Origin of the sequence: Streptomyces sp. NBC_01508 (assembly GCF_045040315.1) — a bacterium.
GTDB lineage: Bacteria > Actinomycetota > Actinomycetes > Streptomycetales > Streptomycetaceae > Streptomyces.
Map to the genome: position 1 here is coordinate 5,534,515 of NZ_CP109419.1, position 16,746 is coordinate 5,551,260.

A 16,746-nucleotide genomic window follows, 5' to 3' on the forward strand; every position below is an offset into this window, starting at 1 on the left:
TCCGGCCGGCTCGCTGGAAGAGGCGTTCATGCGGCTGACGTCGGGCGGTGTGCGATGAGCGCGGTACGCGACGGGGCCGGCCGCGATCTGGCGCGCCACTTCCTGGACGTGCTCTCGGCCGAGGGGCTCAAGCTCCGTACGCTGCGCTCCACCTGGTGGAACCTGGCAGCCGTCGTGGTCCTCTCGGTCGGCATGGGGCTCCTCTACGGCTCGGTGATCAGGGGCAATTACGCCGACTTCGGGGCCAAGCCCGAGTGGGACGCGGTCGGTTACGGCTTCGCCGGCACGAGCATCGCGCAGCTCGCGCTGGTGTGCTTCGGGGTGCTCGCGGTGGGCGCCGAGTACACGACCGGGACGGTCCGGGCCTCGCTCACCGCCGTACCGCACCGGGTCGTCTTCGGCGCGGCGAAGCTCACCGCCGTCGCCGTGACGGCCTTCGCGGTGACGCTGCCCACCGCCTTCCTCACCTTCGCCGTCGCGCAGACGGCGATAGGGGAGCGGCAGAACGCGGCGCTCGGCGACCCGGGCGCGCTGCGCGCGATTGTCGGGCTCGCCGTCTATCTGACGCTGCTGTGTCTGATTTCCGCCGGTGTGGCGATGATGCTGCGCAGTACGGTGCTGGCGCTCGGCATCCTCGTCCCGCTGTTCTTCATCGTCTCGGACATTCTTGCGAATCTGCCCGGCGTCGGCACCGTGGCGCGGTATCTGCCCAATGTCGCCGGGGTCCAGATCATGCGGGTCCTTCCCGACAGCAGGTTCGACGTGAGCGTCTGGGGCGCCCTCGGCGTGCTGCTGCTGTGGACGGCCGCGGCGCTCTGCGGAGGGCTGGTGATGCTGCGTCGGCGCGATGCGTGAGCGGGCGGCGCCCCGGAGTGCCACGGGAGTGCCGCGGGCGTGGGTACCCTTGGCGGCTATGAGCACTCTTGACGAGCCCGAGCGCGGGGCAGGTACGGGCACCCTCGTGGAGCCGACACCGAAGGTGTCGCACGGCGACGGCGACCACGAGCGCTTCGCCCATTACGTCCAGAAGGACAAGATCATGGCGAGTGCCCTCGACGGCACTCCGGTGGTGGCACTGTGCGGGAAGGTCTGGGTACCGGGGCGCGACCCCAAGAAGTATCCGGTCTGCCCGATGTGCAAGGAGATCTACGAGTCCATGGGCCCCGGCGGGGACAAGGACAAGGGTGGCAAGGACAAGAGCGGCAAGGGCAAGAGCTAGGGCCGGACAGGGCCTAGGGCCGGACAGGGCCTGGACCCGCTCTTCACCCGGCTCTTCTCCCGGTCGCCGGACGGGCTCAACTGCCCCGGGGCGCGTTCACACGCGCCCCGGGGCAGTTCGCGTTCGCGGGGGCGCGAGCGGGGTAGGCGAGGGGTACGCGGAAGGGTGGGGCGTACACGTGTGCCTGATCACCGATTGGTCGAGACCACTTGTCCGTTCGTCCGGGACGGGCCTAGTGTCCAGCCTGGACGTTCCACGCCCCATTGACTCCGGCATATGCCAGCCGACCGGCCGAACGAGGACTGAGGACTGACGTGATGGACCTGATCCCGGCGCCTGCCAGTGTCGAAGGCCCGCAGAGCGGCGGCTTCGTCCCCGACTCGGCCACCACACTCTGGGCGGCGCCCGGGACCGAGGGCACCGAGCGCTGGCTGCGCGCCACCATCGGGGCGGCCCTGGGGCTCCCGCTCGCCCCCGGCCCGGCCGGCGGCAGCAACGCCGTGTCGCTGCGTATCGACGAGTCCATGGCCCCCGAGGAGTACCGGCTGGACATCACCGCCGAGTGGGGCGCGGAGATCCACGGCGGCAGCGCGGCAGGCGTCTTCTGGGGCGCCCAGACGCTCCGTCAGCTCCTCGGCCCCAAGGCCTTCCGCCGCGCACCCGTGTCGCCCGGCGTACGGCAGGAGATCCCCCGTCAGGTCATCGAGGACCGGCCCCGCTTCGGCTGGCGCGGCGTCATGCTCGACGTGTCACGGCACTTCATGCCCAAGGACGGCGTCCTGCGCTTCCTGGACCTGATGGCCGCGCACAAGCTCAACGTCTTCCACTTCCACCTCACCGACGACCAGGGCTGGCGTGTCCAGATCAAGCGTCACCCCAAGCTGACCGAGGTCGGCGCGTGGCGGTCCCGGACCAAGTACGGCCACCGGTTCTCGGACATCTGGGAGGAGAAGCCGCACGGCGGTTACTACACCCAGGACGACATCCGCGAGATCGTCGCGTACGCCGCCGAGCGGCACATCTCCGTCGTCCCCGAGATCGACATCCCGGGCCACTCGCAGGCGGCCATCGCCGCGTACCCGGAGCTGGGCAACACCGACGTCATCGACACCGCGGCGCTGGACGTCTGGGACACCTGGGGCGTCAACCCGAACGTGCTCGCCCCCACCGACAACACCCTGCGCTTCTTCGAAGGCGTCTTCGAGGAGCTGCTCGACCTCTTCCCCGCCGCCACCTCGCCGTTCATCCACATCGGCGGCGACGAGTGCCCCAAGGACCAGTGGAAGCTCTCGCCCACCGCCCAGGACCGGATCCGTGAACTCGGCCTGGCCGACGAGGACGAGCTCCAGTCCTGGTTCATCCGGCACTTCGACAGCTGGCTCTCGGCGCGCGGCCGGCGCCTCATCGGCTGGGACGAGATCCTGGAGGGCGGGCTGGCGCCCGGCGCCGCCGTCTCCTCCTGGCGCGGGTACGCCGGCGGGATCGCGGCGGCCAAGGCCGGCCACGACGTCGTCATGTGCCCCGAGCAGCAGGTGTATCTGGACCACCGTCAGGCGGCGGGCGACGACGAGCCGATGCCCATCGGCTACGTCCGCACGCTTCAGGACGTCTACCGCTTCGAGCCCGTACCGGCGGAGCTGACCGACGCCGAGGCCGCCCATGTCCTGGGCACCCAGGCCAATGTGTGGACCGAGGTGATGCAGGACCGTTCCCGCGTCGACTACCAGCTCTTCCCGCGCCTCGCCGCCTTCGCCGAGGTCGCCTGGTCCGCCCTGCCCGCGTCGGCGGACCGTGACTTCACCGATTTCGAACGCCGAATGACCGCGCACTACAAGCGCCTTGACGCCCTCGGGGTCGATTATCGGCCGCCCGGCGGCCCGTTGCCCTGGCAGAAGCGCCCGGGGCCGAACGGCGACTCCGCCAGTCTCGGACGCCCGATCGAGGGAGCGCCCCCGAACGTGTGAGCCCGCGCCGGGGCGTGTGCCCCGCGCACGTTCTCCTGGGACTGCGACCCCAGTGACCCCAGTGACCCGCGAACCCGTCGATCGGTGCCCTCCGTACGGATATGCCGTACAAGAAGCGCCGAATAACGGCATTCCGCATGTGTCGGCGAAGAGGCGCGAAAAAGGACCTTCCCCTCGTTCAGGGGCAGATGTGTCCTTCGTGGACCCTCGGACCGGTAGGCCCGGAAGATGTGCCAGAGTTGCCTCGTCCGACCTGTGAGCACGTACGGTACGGCCAACACAGGCGGACAGCCGGGACACCGGGAAGGGGCAGCTGGGTTGACCACGCACGCACCGCAGACGGCGCAGTCCGTGACGCTGCCGGCCTCGCTCGACGAGGCCGTGGCGGCACTGAGCGCCATGCCTGCCGCCGTGCCCGTCGCGGGTGGCACCGATCTGATGGCCGCCGTCAACAAGGGCCTGCTCAGACCGGCGGGACTGGTCGGCCTCGGCCGGATCAGCGAACTGCGCGGCTGGCACTACCAGGACGGACACGCCCTGCTGGGCACCGGACTCACCCACGCGCGCATGGGGCGGCCCGACTTCGCCGCCCTCATCCCCGCGCTGGCCGCGTCCTCACGCGCCGCGGGCCCGCCCCAGATCCGTAACGCGGGCACGCTCGGCGGGAACATCGCCAGCGCGGCCCCCACCGGCGACTCACTGCCCGTGCTGGCGGCCCTGGAGGCGGACCTCGTCGTCGCGGGCCCCGGCGGCGCGCGCCGGGAGATCCCCGTCTCGCACCTGCTGGCGGGCCGCGAGATGCTGGCGCCCGCCGAACTCATCGGTTTCGTACGGGTTCCACTGCTGCACGCCCCGCAGGTCTACCTCAAGGCCACCGGCCGCACCGGCCCCGGCCGGGCCACCGCGTCCGTCGCCGTCGTGCTCGACCCGGCGCGCCGCGGGGTGCGCTGCGCGGTCGGCGCGATCGCGCCGATGCCGCTGCGCCCGCTGGAGGCCGAACGCTGGATCGCCTCGCTGATCGACTGGGACGCGGACCGGGGACTGGCGCCCGAGGCGCTGGCCGCCTTCGGGGAGTACGTCGCCGCGGCCTGCATCCCCGACCCGGCTCCGGCGGCGGACGGGAGCGAGCCGCCCGCTCTGCCGCCCGCCGTACTGCACTTGAGGCGTACCGTCGCCACGCTGGCTCGACGAGCACTGGGGAGGGCGCTGCCGTGACCACCGACGAGAACGAGAACTCCGGGAATCCGGAGGGGCGTCCGCGCGAACACGCCCAGGGAGCCGCGCGGGAGCGTGGCGCGTGGCAGCCGATCCCGCAGGGCGGCGAGTACGACGGCGAGTCGACCGCCTTCGTCCAACTGCCGCCCGAGGACCGGGCGGACGCGCCGCTGGCGGCACGCGGGCACGGCTACGTACCCCCGACGATCGACCAGCGGCAGCCGGACGGCGGCGTGGGACCCACGGGTTCGGCGGGCGCCGGACAGTGGGCGCCGCACACGCCGCAGGCGCAGCCCGATCCGTACGGCTACGGGCCGGGGCACGGGCAGGCACACGGCCAGGGGCACCCGCACGCGTACGACCCGCGCGGGGCCGTCGGCCCGGACGCGCCGCACGGCCCGCAGGCGACCGGGCAGTGGTCCTTCGCCGACGCGGCCCAGGCCGCAGCTGTCGCCGACGCCCGTGCGGAGCAGGGGCCCCCGGCCATGTCGCAGCCCGCCGGGCAGTGGGTGATCCCGGTCGTCACGGACGATCTTCCCGACGAATCGGGCGAGTTCACCACCTCCATGCCCACCACCTCGCAGTGGTCGGGCGGGGCTCCGCCCGCCACCCTTCCGGGCGGCGCACGCGCACCGTGGGCGACCGAACCGGAACCGGTCCCGGAGCCCGTGGCGGAACAGGCGCCCGAGCCGCCGCCGGAGGCCGTGACCGACATGGCGGTGGCGCCCGCCTACGAGGCGGGGCCGGACGCGGAGGCACGGCCCGGCACCGAGGTGACCGCCGAAGCGACCGCGCTGCCGGAGGCGGACGCCGCGCCGGAGGCGGAAGCGGAGCGGGAAGCGGAAGCGGAATCCGGGGCAGCCGCACCGGAAGCGGAAGCCGCGCCCGGCGCCGTACCGGAAGCGGAGCCGGCGACGGCGCCCGAACCGGCGACGGCGACGGCGCCCGAGCCCGAACCCGCCCCCCTCACCAGCAGCAACGACAGCGCCGAACACCCCGCCAACTCCTACGTCCTGCGCGTCAACGGCGGCGACCGCCCCGTCACCGACGCCTGGATCGGCGAGTCCCTGCTCTACGTCCTGCGCGAACGCCTCGGCCTCGCCGGCGCCAAGGACGGCTGCTCGCAGGGTGAATGCGGCGCCTGCAACGTCCAGGTCGACGGCCGGCTCGTCGCCTCCTGCCTGGTCCCCGCGGCCACCGCGGCCGGTTCCGAGGTCCGTACGGTCGAGGGCCTGGCCTCCGACGGCGAACCGTCCGACGTCCAGCGCGCGCTGGCCAACTGCGGCGCCGTGCAGTGCGGCTTCTGCATTCCCGGCATGGCCATGACCGTCCACGACCTCCTCGAAGGCAACCACGACCCCAGCGAACTGGAGACCCGCCAGGCGCTGTGCGGCAACCTCTGCCGCTGCTCCGGATACCGGGGCGTGCTCGACGCCGTCGGCGAGGTCGTCGCCGAACGCGCGGCGAGCGCCGAGGCCGCCGACGAGGCCCGCATCCCCCACCAGGCACCGCCGGGCACCGGCGGCGCCCACCCCGGCACACCTCTCGACCCGCACGACGGAGGCAAGGCGTGAGCGGCGTGAGCAACGACGCGGCCACCGAGACCCAGGCGCTCGACGGCCCCCGGCAGGAGCCGCCCGCGCTGGGTCTGGGCGCCTCGCTCCCCCCGGCCGACGCCCGCGCCAAGACCGAGGGCACCTTCCCGTACGCCGCCGACCTCTGGGCCGAGGGCCTGCTGTGGGCCGCGCTGCTGCGCTCACCGCACCCGCACGCCCGGATCCTGTCGATCGACACGGCCGCGGCGGCCGAAATGCCGGGCGTACGGGCCGTGGTGACCCATCTCGACGTCCTCGGCGACCCCTCCTACGGACGGCTCGTCGCCGACCGCCCCGTCTTCGCCTCCGAGGTCGTACGCCACCACGGCGAGGCCATCGCCGCCGTCGCGGCCGACCACCCCGACACCGCCCGCCTCGCCGCCGCCGCCATCGCCGTCGAGTACGAGATCCTGGATCCCGTCACCGACCCGGAGAAGGCCTTCGAGGCGGAGCCGCTGCACCCCGACGGCAATCTGATCCGCCACATCCCGCTGCGCTACGGCGACCCCGACCTGACCGGCGACGTGGTCGTCGAGGGCCTGTACCGCATCGGCCGCCAGGACCCGGCGCCCATCGGCGCCGAGGCCGGACTCGCCGTACCGCGACCCGACGGCGGCGTGGAGATCTACACCGGCTCCACCGACCCGCACACCGACCGCGATCTGGCCGCCGCCTGCTTCGGCCTCGACCCCGACCAGGTGAAGGTCGTCGTCACCGGTGTCCCCGGCGCCACCGGCGACCGCGAGGACCCCGGCTTCCAGATCCCGCTCGGCCTGCTCGCCCTGCGGACCGGCTGCCCGGTGAAACTGGCCGCGACCCGCGAGGAGTCCTTCCTCGGGCACGCCCACCGGCACCCGACGCTGCTGCGCTACCGCCACCACGCGGACAGCGAGGGCCGGCTCGTCAAGGTCGAGGCACAGATCCTGCTCGACGCGGGCGCCTACGCGGACGCCTCGTCCGAATCGCTGGCGGCGGCCGTGGCGTTCGCCTGCGGCCCGTACATCGTCCCGCACGCCTTCATCGAAGGCTGGGCCGTACGCACCAACAACCCGCCGTCCGGCCACGTCCGGGGCGAGGGCGCGATGCAGGTCTGCGCCGCGTACGAGGGCCAGATGGACAAGCTGGCGACCAAGCTCGGCATCGACCCGGCCGAACTGCGCCTGCGCAACGCGCTGGCGACCGGAGACATCCTGCCCACCGGGCAGACGGTGACCTGCCCGGCGCCCGTGGCCGAACTGCTGCGCGCCGTACGGGACTTCCCACTGCCCGCGCTGCCCAAGGACATCCCCGAGTCGTCCTGGCTGCTGCCGGGCGGCCCGGAGGGAGCGGGCGAACCAGGCGCCGTACGCCGAGGCGTCGGCTACGCGCTCGGCATGGTCCACATGCTCGGCGCGGAGGGCGCCGACGAGGTCTCCACGGCCACCGTCAAGGTCCACGACGGCGTCGCCACGGTCATCTGCGCGGCCGTCGAGACCGGACAGGGCTTCTCCACCCTCGCCCGCCAGATCGTCCAGGAGACGCTGGGCATCGAGGAAGTCCACGTCGCCTCGGTCGACACCGACCAGCCCCCGGCCGGCCCCGCCACGCACGGCCGCCACACCTGGGTCTCCGGCGGCGCGGTCGAACGCGCGGCGAAGATGGTCCGCAAGCAGCTCCTCCAGCCGCTGGCGCACCAGTTCGGCATGTCGACCGAACTGCTCCAGATCACCGACGGAAAGATCACCTCCTACGACGGTGTGCTGTCGACCACCGTCACCGAGGCCATGGACGGCAAGGAACTGTGGGCCACCGCCCAGTGCCGCCCGCACCCCACCGAACCGCTGGACGACTCAGGCCAGGGCGACGCGTTCGTCGGCCTCGCCTTCTGCGCGATCCGCGCGGTCGTGGACGTCGACATCGAACTCGGCTCGATCCGCGTCGTGGAGATGGCCGTCGCACAGGACGTCGGCCGGGTCCTCAACCCGGCGCAGCTCGCGACCCGTATCGAGGCGGGCGTCACCCAGGGCATCGGTACGGCCCTGACGGAGAACCTCCGTACGACCCGCGGTCTGGTACGCCGTCCCGACCTCACCGGCTACGCGCTGCCGACGTCCCTGGACGCGGCGGACATCCGGATCGTCAAACTGGTCGAGGAGCGCGACGTGGTGGCCCCGTTCGGCGCGAAGCCGGTGAGCGCGGCGCCGGTCGTGACGTCCCCGGCGGCGGTCGCGGCGGCGGTACGCGCGGCGACGGGCCGGCCGGTCAACCGGCTGCCGATCAGGCCGCAGTCGGCGGTGGTGACGGCGGGCGCGTGAGGGCGGGCACGTGAGGGGTCTACGCGGAAGGGCGGGGCCGGGCGGTCGGGGGCGCTCGTGAGAAAGCAGGCTTCCTCCTGAAGAGGAAGCCTGCTGAGAAGCCTTCTTAAGAGGCCGTGGCGGGAATCGAACCCACGTAACTCGATTTGCAGTCGAGCCCCTGAACCACTCGGGCACACGGCCGTGCGTACCGCCGGCCGCCGATACCCTCACCGGCGCCGTGTCGGTGACTCGACCGTAGGGCCGCGACAGCACGGCCTCAAGCGAATCGTCCACCCCGCAACACGACTGCCACACACCGTTCATCACCGCGCGGGCCGGGGTCAGGCCGTGATCGGGGTGACCTATCGTGACGTGCCATGAAGATCAATAATGCCGAACAGCCCGTCGGTGGCGATGAGTTGGCGGAGCTTGCCAACACCCCCTTCAAGATCGGACAGGCGGTGATCAAGGCGGCGGCGGGACAGGAGCTCGGCGCCCTCGACGCCCTGCTGAGCCTGCTGGCCACGGCACAACGGACGCGGAACTACGACGCACAGGGCAACCTGGGCATCGCACTGGCCCAGGCGGCGGACCGCCCCCACGGCGCCGCCCCCTTCGTCCGTGTCCTGCTCGCCGCCGGTGCGCCCGCGCGCACGGACACCGCCGCCTTCCCGCTGTGGCGGGTGGCGGCGGCAGGCGATACGGAGAGCCTGCGGCTGCTGCTCGACGGCGGCGCCGACCCGAACGCGTGGGCGGAGGACCCCCGCGAACCGGACACGTGCCGGCTTCCCCTCTTCGGAGCGATTCGTGGTGGCTCGGCCGAGTCGGTCGCCGTGTTGCTGGACGCGGGCGCCGACCCGAACCTCCTGACGCCGGCGCCCCACCGCCCGCTCGATGTCGCCCTCGACCTCGGGGACGCGGCGATCATCGATCTGCTGCGGGAGCGAGGCGCCGAGGTGCTCTCGCCCGACGACCTCGATCTCGACCAGGCGGCGGCACGTGGGTTCGCCGCGCGGGTGCGGGAGTTGCTGCCGTCGCAGGATTCCTTCACGCGCGCCCGCGCGCTGGACACCGCCGTGCGGGGACGGCAACTCCCGGTCGTCGCGGCGATCTTGGAGTACGGCGGGGCCGGGCCGGACGCTCTCATGTCCGCGTTTCGCAACTCCCTCTATTTCGGACTCCCGGAGGCCGTGCCGCTGGTGATCGGGGCCGGTCTCGACATCGACGCTCCCGACGACTACGACGGAGCGCCACCGATCGTGTTCGCCGCCCAGCAGAGGTCCGTCGCGGCCGTACGCGCGCTGATCACCGCCGGGGCCGACCTCCAGGCGCGGGACAGGCAGGGTCAGGACGCCCTCGGCGCCGCGCGCTCCACGGGCAACCAAGAAGCCGTCCAGCTGCTCCAGGCCGCGGGCGCGGTCGCGCGCAGGCGGGTGCGCTCGCACGCGGCGATCGTCCGCGCGCTGCGCAAGCGGCTCGCGGACCGGGCGCGCGGCTCCTGGGCCCCCGAGTTGGGCCGCCCCGACGAGACGGCGGCCGGCCTGTCGCGGTTCGGCGGGCTTCCGGTGCTGCGCGCGGGTGAGGCGTGGCCCGTGTGCGGCGACTGCGAAGCGCCGCTGACCTTCTTCGCCCAGGTCGACCTCGCCCGCATACCGCCGACGGCACGCGCGAGGTTCGGACCGGGCCTGTTGCAGGTGTTCTTCTGCACCGCCTGCAACCCCCACCGGACGTCCCACGACGAGCGCCGGGTACGGATCATCGACACGGCCGGCACGGCCACCGTCACCGCCGCTCCGGACGGTGCTCGCGTGCTGCCCCTGCTGCCCGTCATGGGCTGGGGACCGGCGGTCAAGGACTATCCCTACCGGGAGGCCCAGGAGTCGGAGCTGCCGACCGAGGAGAAGGACGTCCTGTTCGAACTCAACCGCCAGGGCCACAAGCTCGGCGGCTGGCCGAACTGGGTGCAGGATCCCGAGTACCCGCGGTGCCCGCAGGGCGACCACCTCATGGACGGGATGCTGTTGCAGATCAACTCCGGTCCGGCACACCGCTGGGGCGACAACGGCGCCGCGTACGTCCTGCGGTGCCCGGAGCACCCCGACCGGGTCGCGTTCCTGTGGCAGTCCGCCTGAGCGTGCCGCCGCGTGCGAACGGCCCGCCCCGGGCGTACGACGAACGGACCAGGACGGCCGCGACCAGCGACAGGGTTCATACGGGTCTACGCCCCTTACCCTGAGTCCATGACCGCCCTGGAACCGAGCGACGCCGACGTCGCCGCCGAAGCCGCACCACCTGCCCCGCCCACCCCACCCGTCGCCACGGACCCCGGCCAGGACGGCATCCTCGGCAAGACCCACCGGGCGCTCAGCATCGGCATCATCTGCGTCGTCCTGCTGATCGCCTTCGAGGCCACGGCGGTCGGTACGGCGATGCCGGTCGCCGCACGCGAGCTGCGGGGCGTCTCGCTGTACGCGTTCGCCTTCTCCGCGTACTTCACCACCAGCCTCTTCGCGATGGTGCTCTCCGGGCAGTGGGCCGACCGCAGCGGCCCGCTCAGGCCGCTCGTCACCGGGATCACCGCCTTCGCCGTCGGACTGCTGCTCTCCGGCACGGCCGGCGCGATGTGGCTGTTCGTCGCGGGCCGGGCGGTCCAGGGGCTCGGCGGCGGACTGGTCATCGTCGCGCTGTACGTCGTCGTCAGCCGCGCCTACTCGCAGCGGCTGCGGCCCGCGATCATGGCCGCGTTCGCCGCGAGCTGGGTGATCCCCTCGGTCGTCGGACCGCTCGCCTCCGGCACGGTCACCGAACACCTCGGCTGGCGCTGGGTGTTCGTCGGTATCCCGGTCCTGGTGGTGCTGCCCCTGGCGACCGCGCTGCCCGCGATCCGGCAGATGGCGGGCGGACCGGCCAACCCCGCGGAGCCCGTACCGCCCTTCGACCGGCGCCGGATCCGCCTCGCCCTGGCGATCTCGCTCGGCGCGGGCCTGCTCCAGTACGCGGGCCAGGACCTGAACCGGTGGTCCCTGCTCTTCGGCGCGGCCGGCGCCGCGCTGATCGTGCCCGCCGTCCTCGGCCTGCTGCCGCGCGGCACCTACCGCGCGGCCCGCGGCATGCCCTCGGTCATCCTGCTGCGCGGCGTCGCGGCCGGCTCCTTCATCGCGGCGGAGAGCTTCGTCCCGCTGATGCTCGTCACCCAGCGGGGCCTGTCCCCGACGATGGCCGGCCTCTCGCTGGCCGTCGGCGGCGCGACCTGGGCACTCGGCTCGTACATCCAGTCCCGCCCCCGCATGGAGCCGCACCGCGAACGGCTGCTGATGGGCGGCATGGTGCTGGTCGCCGCCGCCATCGCCGTCACGCCGAGCGTGCTGATCGAGTCGGTCCCGGTCTGGATCGTGGGCGTCGCCTGGGCGGTCGGCTGCCTCGGCATGGGCACGGTGATCTCGTCCACGAGCGTGCTGCTGCTGAAGCTCTCGCCTCCCCAGGAGGCGGGCACGAACTCCGCGGCGCTCCAGATATCCGACGGCCTGTCGAACGTCCTGCTGCTCGCGGCGGGCGGCGCGGCGTTCGCGGCCCTGGGCGGCGGCGCGGTCGGCGCCCACGGCCTCACGACGGCTGACGCCTCCCACCCGGCGGCCTTCGCGGTGGTGTTCCTCCCGATGGCGGCGGTGGCGCTGGCGGGGGCGTGGGTGGCGACGAGGGTGCGGGTGCGGTGAGTGGTACCACCCTGGCCCCACCTGATGGTACCGTTCTGGTATGGCTACCAACCTGCGTCTTCGTGACGACCAGACCAAGGCACTGAAGCGGCGTGCGGAGCAGGAGGGGACCAGCATGCACGCCATCCTGCTCCGCGCCGTGGATGACTATCTGGCCAGAACCGCGCATCAGGCAATGGTCAAGCAGACGGCCACGGAGCAGGCGGCCAAGTGGGGCGAGATTATGGCGCGGCTCAAGTGACGTGTGTGTATCTCTCCGCCGAGGACGTCCTTGCCATCGCGGGGCACGCCTGCGGCGACATGCGGGTAGTCGTCCGTGACGCCGGACTGCTGGAATCGGCGACCCACCGCCCGTCCGCGGCCATGTTCGGTGAGGAGGCGTATCCCGACCTTCTCGACAAGGCTGCCGCTCTCCTGCAATCGCTCACCATCAACCCCCCGCTGTTCGAGGGCAACAAGCGGACGGCCTGGCTGTCCTGTGTCACGTTCCTCGCGATGAACGGCGTCCAGCTGCGCCCGGACATCGACGCGGCCGAGCGCCTGGTCATCGATGTGGCGACGGGTGCCACGGACGAGGTGAAGGCCATTTCGGAAGGCTTGCGGGAACTGCTGGCGCCCCCGGTGTGACCCGGGTCCCACCTGAGCGACCCCGGCCCCTTCGGACGAGGATCGGGCCGGGCCGCCGGTAGGGTGGCCCGGTTGTCGTATCTGAGCCCGGGGTTCGGTCCGTACGTGAGCCCCGTGCCCCAGCCCGTGCACCCGAGCGTCCGTGAACCGGAGACCGTGACTACTACCGCCTCCCACCACCTCTCACCCGCCTTCCCCGGCCGCGCCCCCTGGGGCACCGCCAACAAGCTGCGCGCCTGGCAGGAGAAGGCGCTGGAGCGATATCTCCAGGACCAGCCGCGCGACTTCCTCGCCGTCGCGACACCCGGCGCGGGGAAGACCACCTTCGCGCTGACCCTCGCGTCCTGGCTGCTGCACCACCACGTCGTGCGGCAGATCACCGTCGTCGCGCCGACCGAGCATCTGAAGAAGCAGTGGTCGGACGCCGCCGCGCGGATAGGGATCAGACTCGACCCGGACTACAGCGCGGGACCGCTGAGCAAGGAGTACCACGGGGTCGCCGTGACGTACGCGGGCGTCGGCGTACGCCCCATGCTCCACCGCAACCGCTGCGAGCAGCGCAAGACCCTGGTGATCCTCGACGAGATCCACCACGCCGGTGACTCCAAGTCCTGGGGCGAGGCGTGTCTTGAGGCCTTCGAGCCGGCCGCCAGACGCCTCGCGCTGACCGGTACGCCCTTCAGGTCGGACACCAACCCGATCCCCTTCGTCGCGTACGAGGAGGGCGACGACGGCATCCGCCGCTCCTCCGCCGACTACACCTACGGCTACGGCAACGCCCTGGGCGACGGCGTCGTGCGCCCGGTCATCTTCCTCAGCTACAGCGGCAACATGCGCTGGCGCACCAAGGCCGGTGACGAGATCGCCGCCAAGCTCGGCGAGCCCATGACGAAGGACGCGATCTCGCAGGCGTGGCGCACCGCGCTCGACCCGCGCGGCGACTGGATGCCCAACGTGCTGCGCGCCGCCGACCAGCGGCTCTCCGAGGTGCGCAAGTCCATCCCGGACGCCGGGGGCCTGGTCATCGCCACCGACCAGGACTCGGCGCGCGCCTACGCCAAGATCGTCCGCGAGATCACCGGGACGAAGGCGACCGTCGTGCTCTCCGACGAGGCCGCCGCCTCGCGGCGTATCGACGACTTCAGCGCGGGCGAGGAGCGCTGGATGGTCGCCGTCCGCATGGTGTCGGAGGGTGTCGACGTGCCGCGCCTGGCGGTCGGCGTGTACGCCACGACCATCTCGACGCCGCTGTTCTTCGCGCAGGCCGTCGGCCGTTTCGTCCGGTCCAGACGGCGCGGCGAGACCGCGTCCGTCTTCCTGCCCACCATCCCCAACCTCCTCGGTTTCGCCAACGAGATGGAGCTGGAGCGCGACCACGTCCTCGACAAACCGAAGAAGGCCGGCGAGGAGGACCCGTACGCCGAGTCCGAGAAGGAGATGGCGGAGGCGGAGCGCCTGGAGGACGAGGACACCGGGGAGCAGGACGCGCTGCCCTTCGAGGCGCTGGAGTCCGACGCGGTCTTCGACCGGGTGCTGTACGACGGCGGCGAGTTCGGCATGCAGGCACACCCCGGCAGCGCGGAGGAGCAGGACTACCTCGGCATCCCCGGCCTCCTTGAGCCCGACCAGGTGCAGATGCTGCTCCAGAAGCGGCAGGCCCGGCAGATCGCGCACAGCCGCAAGAAGCCGGACTCCGAGGCGGATCTGCTGGAACTGCCCGCCGACCGGCGCCCGGTGGTCTCCCACAAGGAACTGCTCGAACTGCGCAAGCAGCTCAACACGATGGTCGGCGCGTACGTCCACCAGAGCGGAAAGCCGCACGGGGTGATCCACACCGAGCTGCGCCGCGTGTGCGGCGGACCCCCCAGCGCGGAGGCCACCGGCGGCCAACTCCGCGAGCGGATCAGGAAAGTTCAGGAGTGGGCGACCCGAATGCGCTGAGCGCGAGGGTTTTTTTCGGCCTCTCGGACGCCGCTGTGGTGTCCGAGAGGCGTTCGCGAGATGTTTCCGTGACGTTTCTACGCGCGTCCATTCATGGGAAATCGGATGAATGGTAGACGTAAGTACCTTTTGGTCACTTGTTGTGGCGCGAACGGGGACCAACCGACCGGCCTGACCGGATTCTGGACGAGGTCTTCCGCTGAGCGGTACGGATCGCTAATGTCCCGGCAATACCTACGCGCCGTGGCAGTGCCGCCGCGGAGCGCAGCCGGTGCGCCATGGCCTGCCTGGCGGCTCACTCCGAAACTCCGAAGGAGAGGGCGTCGTGACCGCGGAGACCTCCCAGACGCTCGACCGGGGACTGCGCGTCCTCAAACTGCTCGCCGACACCGACCACGGGCTGACCGTCACCGAGTTGTCCAACAAACTCGGCGTCAACCGCACCGTCGTCTACCGACTCCTGGCCACCCTGGAACAGCACGCCCTGGTCCGCCGCGATCTGGGCGGACGCGCCAGAGTGGGCCTGGGGGTGCTGCGCCTGGGCCGCCAAGTGCACCCACTCGTACGGGAAGCGGCGCTGCCCGCCCTGCGCTCGCTCGCCGAGGACATAGGCGCCACCGCCCATCTCACGCTCGTGGACGGCGCCGAGGCGCTGGCCGTGGCCGTCGTGGAGCCGACCTGGACGGACTACCACGTCGCGTACCGCGCCGGCTTCCGGCACCCGCTGGACCGGGGCGCCGCGGGCAAGGCCATCCTGGCCGCCCGGCAGGGCTCGTACACCGAGGCGCGATGCACGCTGACCCACGGCGAACTGGAGGCGGGCGCCAGCGGCGCCGCCGCCGCGCTCGTCGGGGTGACCGGCCTTGAGGGCAGCGTGGGTGTCGTGATGCTCGCCGACTCGGTGCCGGAGCGGGTGGGCCCGCGCGTGGTCGACGCCGCCCGCGAGGTGGCCGACGCGCTGCGCTGAGGCCGCGGGGGCGGCTGTGCGGTACGGGCCGGGGGCCGGGTCCCCGGACCGGGACCGCGGATCGGCCGATAGATTGACGCTGTGCTCTCTCGTCTCGCTGGCCTCTCGCGCCCCCGCACCCTTGCCCTCTCCGCGGTCCCGATCGTCGCGCTGCTCGTCGTCGTCGGAGTCGCCCCGTTGCCGTACGCGGTGGCCCAGCCCGGCCTCACCGCGAACGTCCTCGGCGACTACCAGGGCACACCCGTCATCTCGGTCAAGGGCGCGCCGACCCGCGAACCGGAGGGCCAGTTGCGGATGACGACGATCCTGGCGACCGGACCCTCCGCCGACGTCGACTTCGCCGATGTCCTCGACGCCTGGATCCGCACCGACCGCGCCGTGCTGCCGCGCGACTCCGTCTACCCGGCGGGCCGGTCCGACAAGGAGATCCAGAAGCACAACACCGACGAGATGGTGAAGTCGCAGAACGTCGCCGTCGACGCGGCCCTGGACCAACTCGGCCGCAAGCGGGACTCGGTCGACGTCACCCTTCACCTCGCCGACGTCGGCGGCCCCAGCGCGGGCCTCCTCTTCGCCCTCGGCATCGTCGACCTGCTCGACGGCGACGGCTCGGGCGGCGACCTCACCGGCGGCCGGGACATCGCGGGCACCGGCACGATCGAGGAGAACGGCACTGTGGGCGCGGTCGGCGGTGTCTCCCTCAAGACCCAGGCGGCGGCCCGCGACGGTGCGACGGTCTTCCTGGTCCCGGAGGCGGAGTGCGCCGACGCCCAGTCGGAACTCCCGGACGGCATGCGGCTGATCCCGGTCAGGACTCTGAAGGACGCGGTGTCGTCACTGAAGGCACTGGAACAGGGCGCCAAGGTCCCGGGCTGCTGACGCCGGATCAGCCCCGCCGGACCATGCCCGGGTCGATGTCCTCGGCGTCGGGCGCGTTGATGAAGTACTGCGACAGGTACCGGTCGCGGATCTCACCCGTGGGCAGCGTCTCCCAGCCGTCCGGCTTCTCCTTGCCCGCCTTCGCCAACTCGGTCGTCCACGCGGCGACAAGCTCCTCACGGGTCTGCGGCATGTCCGCCTTCGCCGCGGACTCCGGCTGGACCGTCACCTTCGGATCGCCGTCTACCACGACCGTCACCGCGAACATCGCCCCGGCCCCGACGAGGAACGCCACCGCGCCCACCGCCCATACCTTCTTGCCCGTCACCCTGGCCCTCTCCCTCGCGTGT

Annotated in this window: 14 protein-coding genes and 1 tRNA gene; 13 read left to right on the top strand and 2 right to left on the bottom strand. The window is 72.2% G+C overall.

The window, feature by feature from the left end; genetic code table 11:
• Positions 1-54: 54 nt before the first annotated feature.
• From OG700_RS25735 to OG700_RS25760, 6 genes are all read left to right on the top strand, one after another.
• Complete coding sequence (locus tag OG700_RS25735; RefSeq protein WP_405617421.1) at positions 55-855, top strand: ABC transporter permease; 801 nt, start codon at positions 55-57, stop codon at positions 853-855.
• A gap of 58 nt (positions 856-913) precedes the next feature.
• Complete coding sequence (locus OG700_RS25740; protein ID WP_405617423.1) at positions 914-1,219, top strand: DUF3039 domain-containing protein; 306 nt, start codon at positions 914-916, stop codon at positions 1,217-1,219.
• A 317-nt stretch (positions 1,220-1,536) separates the two neighbouring features.
• The gene (locus OG700_RS25745) at positions 1,537-3,183 is read left to right on the top strand and encodes a beta-N-acetylhexosaminidase (RefSeq protein ID WP_405617425.1); all 1,647 of its coding nucleotides are present in this window, start codon (positions 1,537-1,539) and stop codon (positions 3,181-3,183) included.
• Between the two features lie 318 nt (positions 3,184-3,501).
• Positions 3,502-4,398 (top strand): FAD binding domain-containing protein, encoded by an 897-nt coding sequence (locus OG700_RS25750; protein ID WP_383643955.1) that lies wholly within the window; start codon positions 3,502-3,504, stop codon positions 4,396-4,398.
• The gene (locus tag OG700_RS25755; protein WP_405617427.1) at positions 4,395-5,972 is read left to right on the top strand and encodes a 2Fe-2S iron-sulfur cluster-binding protein; all 1,578 of its coding nucleotides are present in this window, start codon (positions 4,395-4,397) and stop codon (positions 5,970-5,972) included. Before OG700_RS25750 ends, OG700_RS25755 begins: the two co-directional genes overlap by 4 nt.
• 5 nt (positions 5,973-5,977) lie before the next feature.
• Entirely contained in the window at positions 5,978-8,287 is a 2,310-nt protein-coding gene (locus tag OG700_RS25760) for a xanthine dehydrogenase family protein molybdopterin-binding subunit (protein ID WP_405621975.1), read from the top strand.
• 111 nt (positions 8,288-8,398) lie between these two features.
• Here the strand turns inward: OG700_RS25760 and OG700_RS25765 are convergent.
• A tRNA-Cys gene (locus OG700_RS25765) sits at positions 8,399-8,470 on the bottom strand.
• Positions 8,471-8,646: 176 nt separating this feature from the next.
• Here OG700_RS25765 and OG700_RS25770 point away from each other — a divergent pair.
• From OG700_RS25770 to OG700_RS25800, 7 genes are all read left to right on the top strand, one after another.
• On the top strand, positions 8,647-10,401 hold the full coding sequence (locus OG700_RS25770) for an ankyrin repeat domain-containing protein (RefSeq protein ID WP_405617429.1): 1,755 nt from the start codon (positions 8,647-8,649) through the stop codon (positions 10,399-10,401).
• Positions 10,402-10,509: 108 nt separating this feature from the next.
• Entirely contained in the window at positions 10,510-11,982 is a 1,473-nt protein-coding gene (locus OG700_RS25775) for an MFS transporter (protein ID WP_405617431.1), read from the top strand.
• Between the two features lie 40 nt (positions 11,983-12,022).
• Positions 12,023-12,223, top strand: a complete 201-nt coding sequence (locus OG700_RS25780; RefSeq protein WP_405617433.1) for a ribbon-helix-helix protein, CopG family — start codon at positions 12,023-12,025, stop codon at positions 12,221-12,223.
• Positions 12,220-12,609, top strand: coding sequence for a type II toxin-antitoxin system death-on-curing family toxin (locus OG700_RS25785; RefSeq protein WP_405617435.1), 390 nt, complete (start codon positions 12,220-12,222; stop codon positions 12,607-12,609). Before OG700_RS25780 ends, OG700_RS25785 begins: the two co-directional genes overlap by 4 nt.
• A 156-nt stretch (positions 12,610-12,765) precedes the next feature.
• Positions 12,766-14,550: a DEAD/DEAH box helicase gene (locus OG700_RS25790; protein ID WP_405621977.1), complete on the top strand. Its 1,785-nt coding sequence runs from the start codon at positions 12,766-12,768 to the stop codon at positions 14,548-14,550.
• 325 nt (positions 14,551-14,875) lie between these two features.
• Entirely contained in the window at positions 14,876-15,517 is a 642-nt protein-coding gene (locus tag OG700_RS25795) for an IclR family transcriptional regulator (protein WP_382563253.1), read from the top strand.
• Between the two features lie 81 nt (positions 15,518-15,598).
• On the top strand, positions 15,599-16,396 hold the full coding sequence (locus tag OG700_RS25800; RefSeq protein ID WP_405617438.1) for a S16 family serine protease: 798 nt from the start codon (positions 15,599-15,601) through the stop codon (positions 16,394-16,396).
• Between the two features lie 7 nt (positions 16,397-16,403).
• Here OG700_RS25800 and OG700_RS25805 read toward each other — a convergent pair whose 3' ends face one another.
• Positions 16,404-16,724: a hypothetical protein gene (locus OG700_RS25805; RefSeq protein WP_405617439.1), complete on the bottom strand. Its 321-nt coding sequence runs from the start codon at positions 16,722-16,724 to the stop codon at positions 16,404-16,406.
• Between the last annotated feature and the right edge of the window lie 22 nt (positions 16,725-16,746).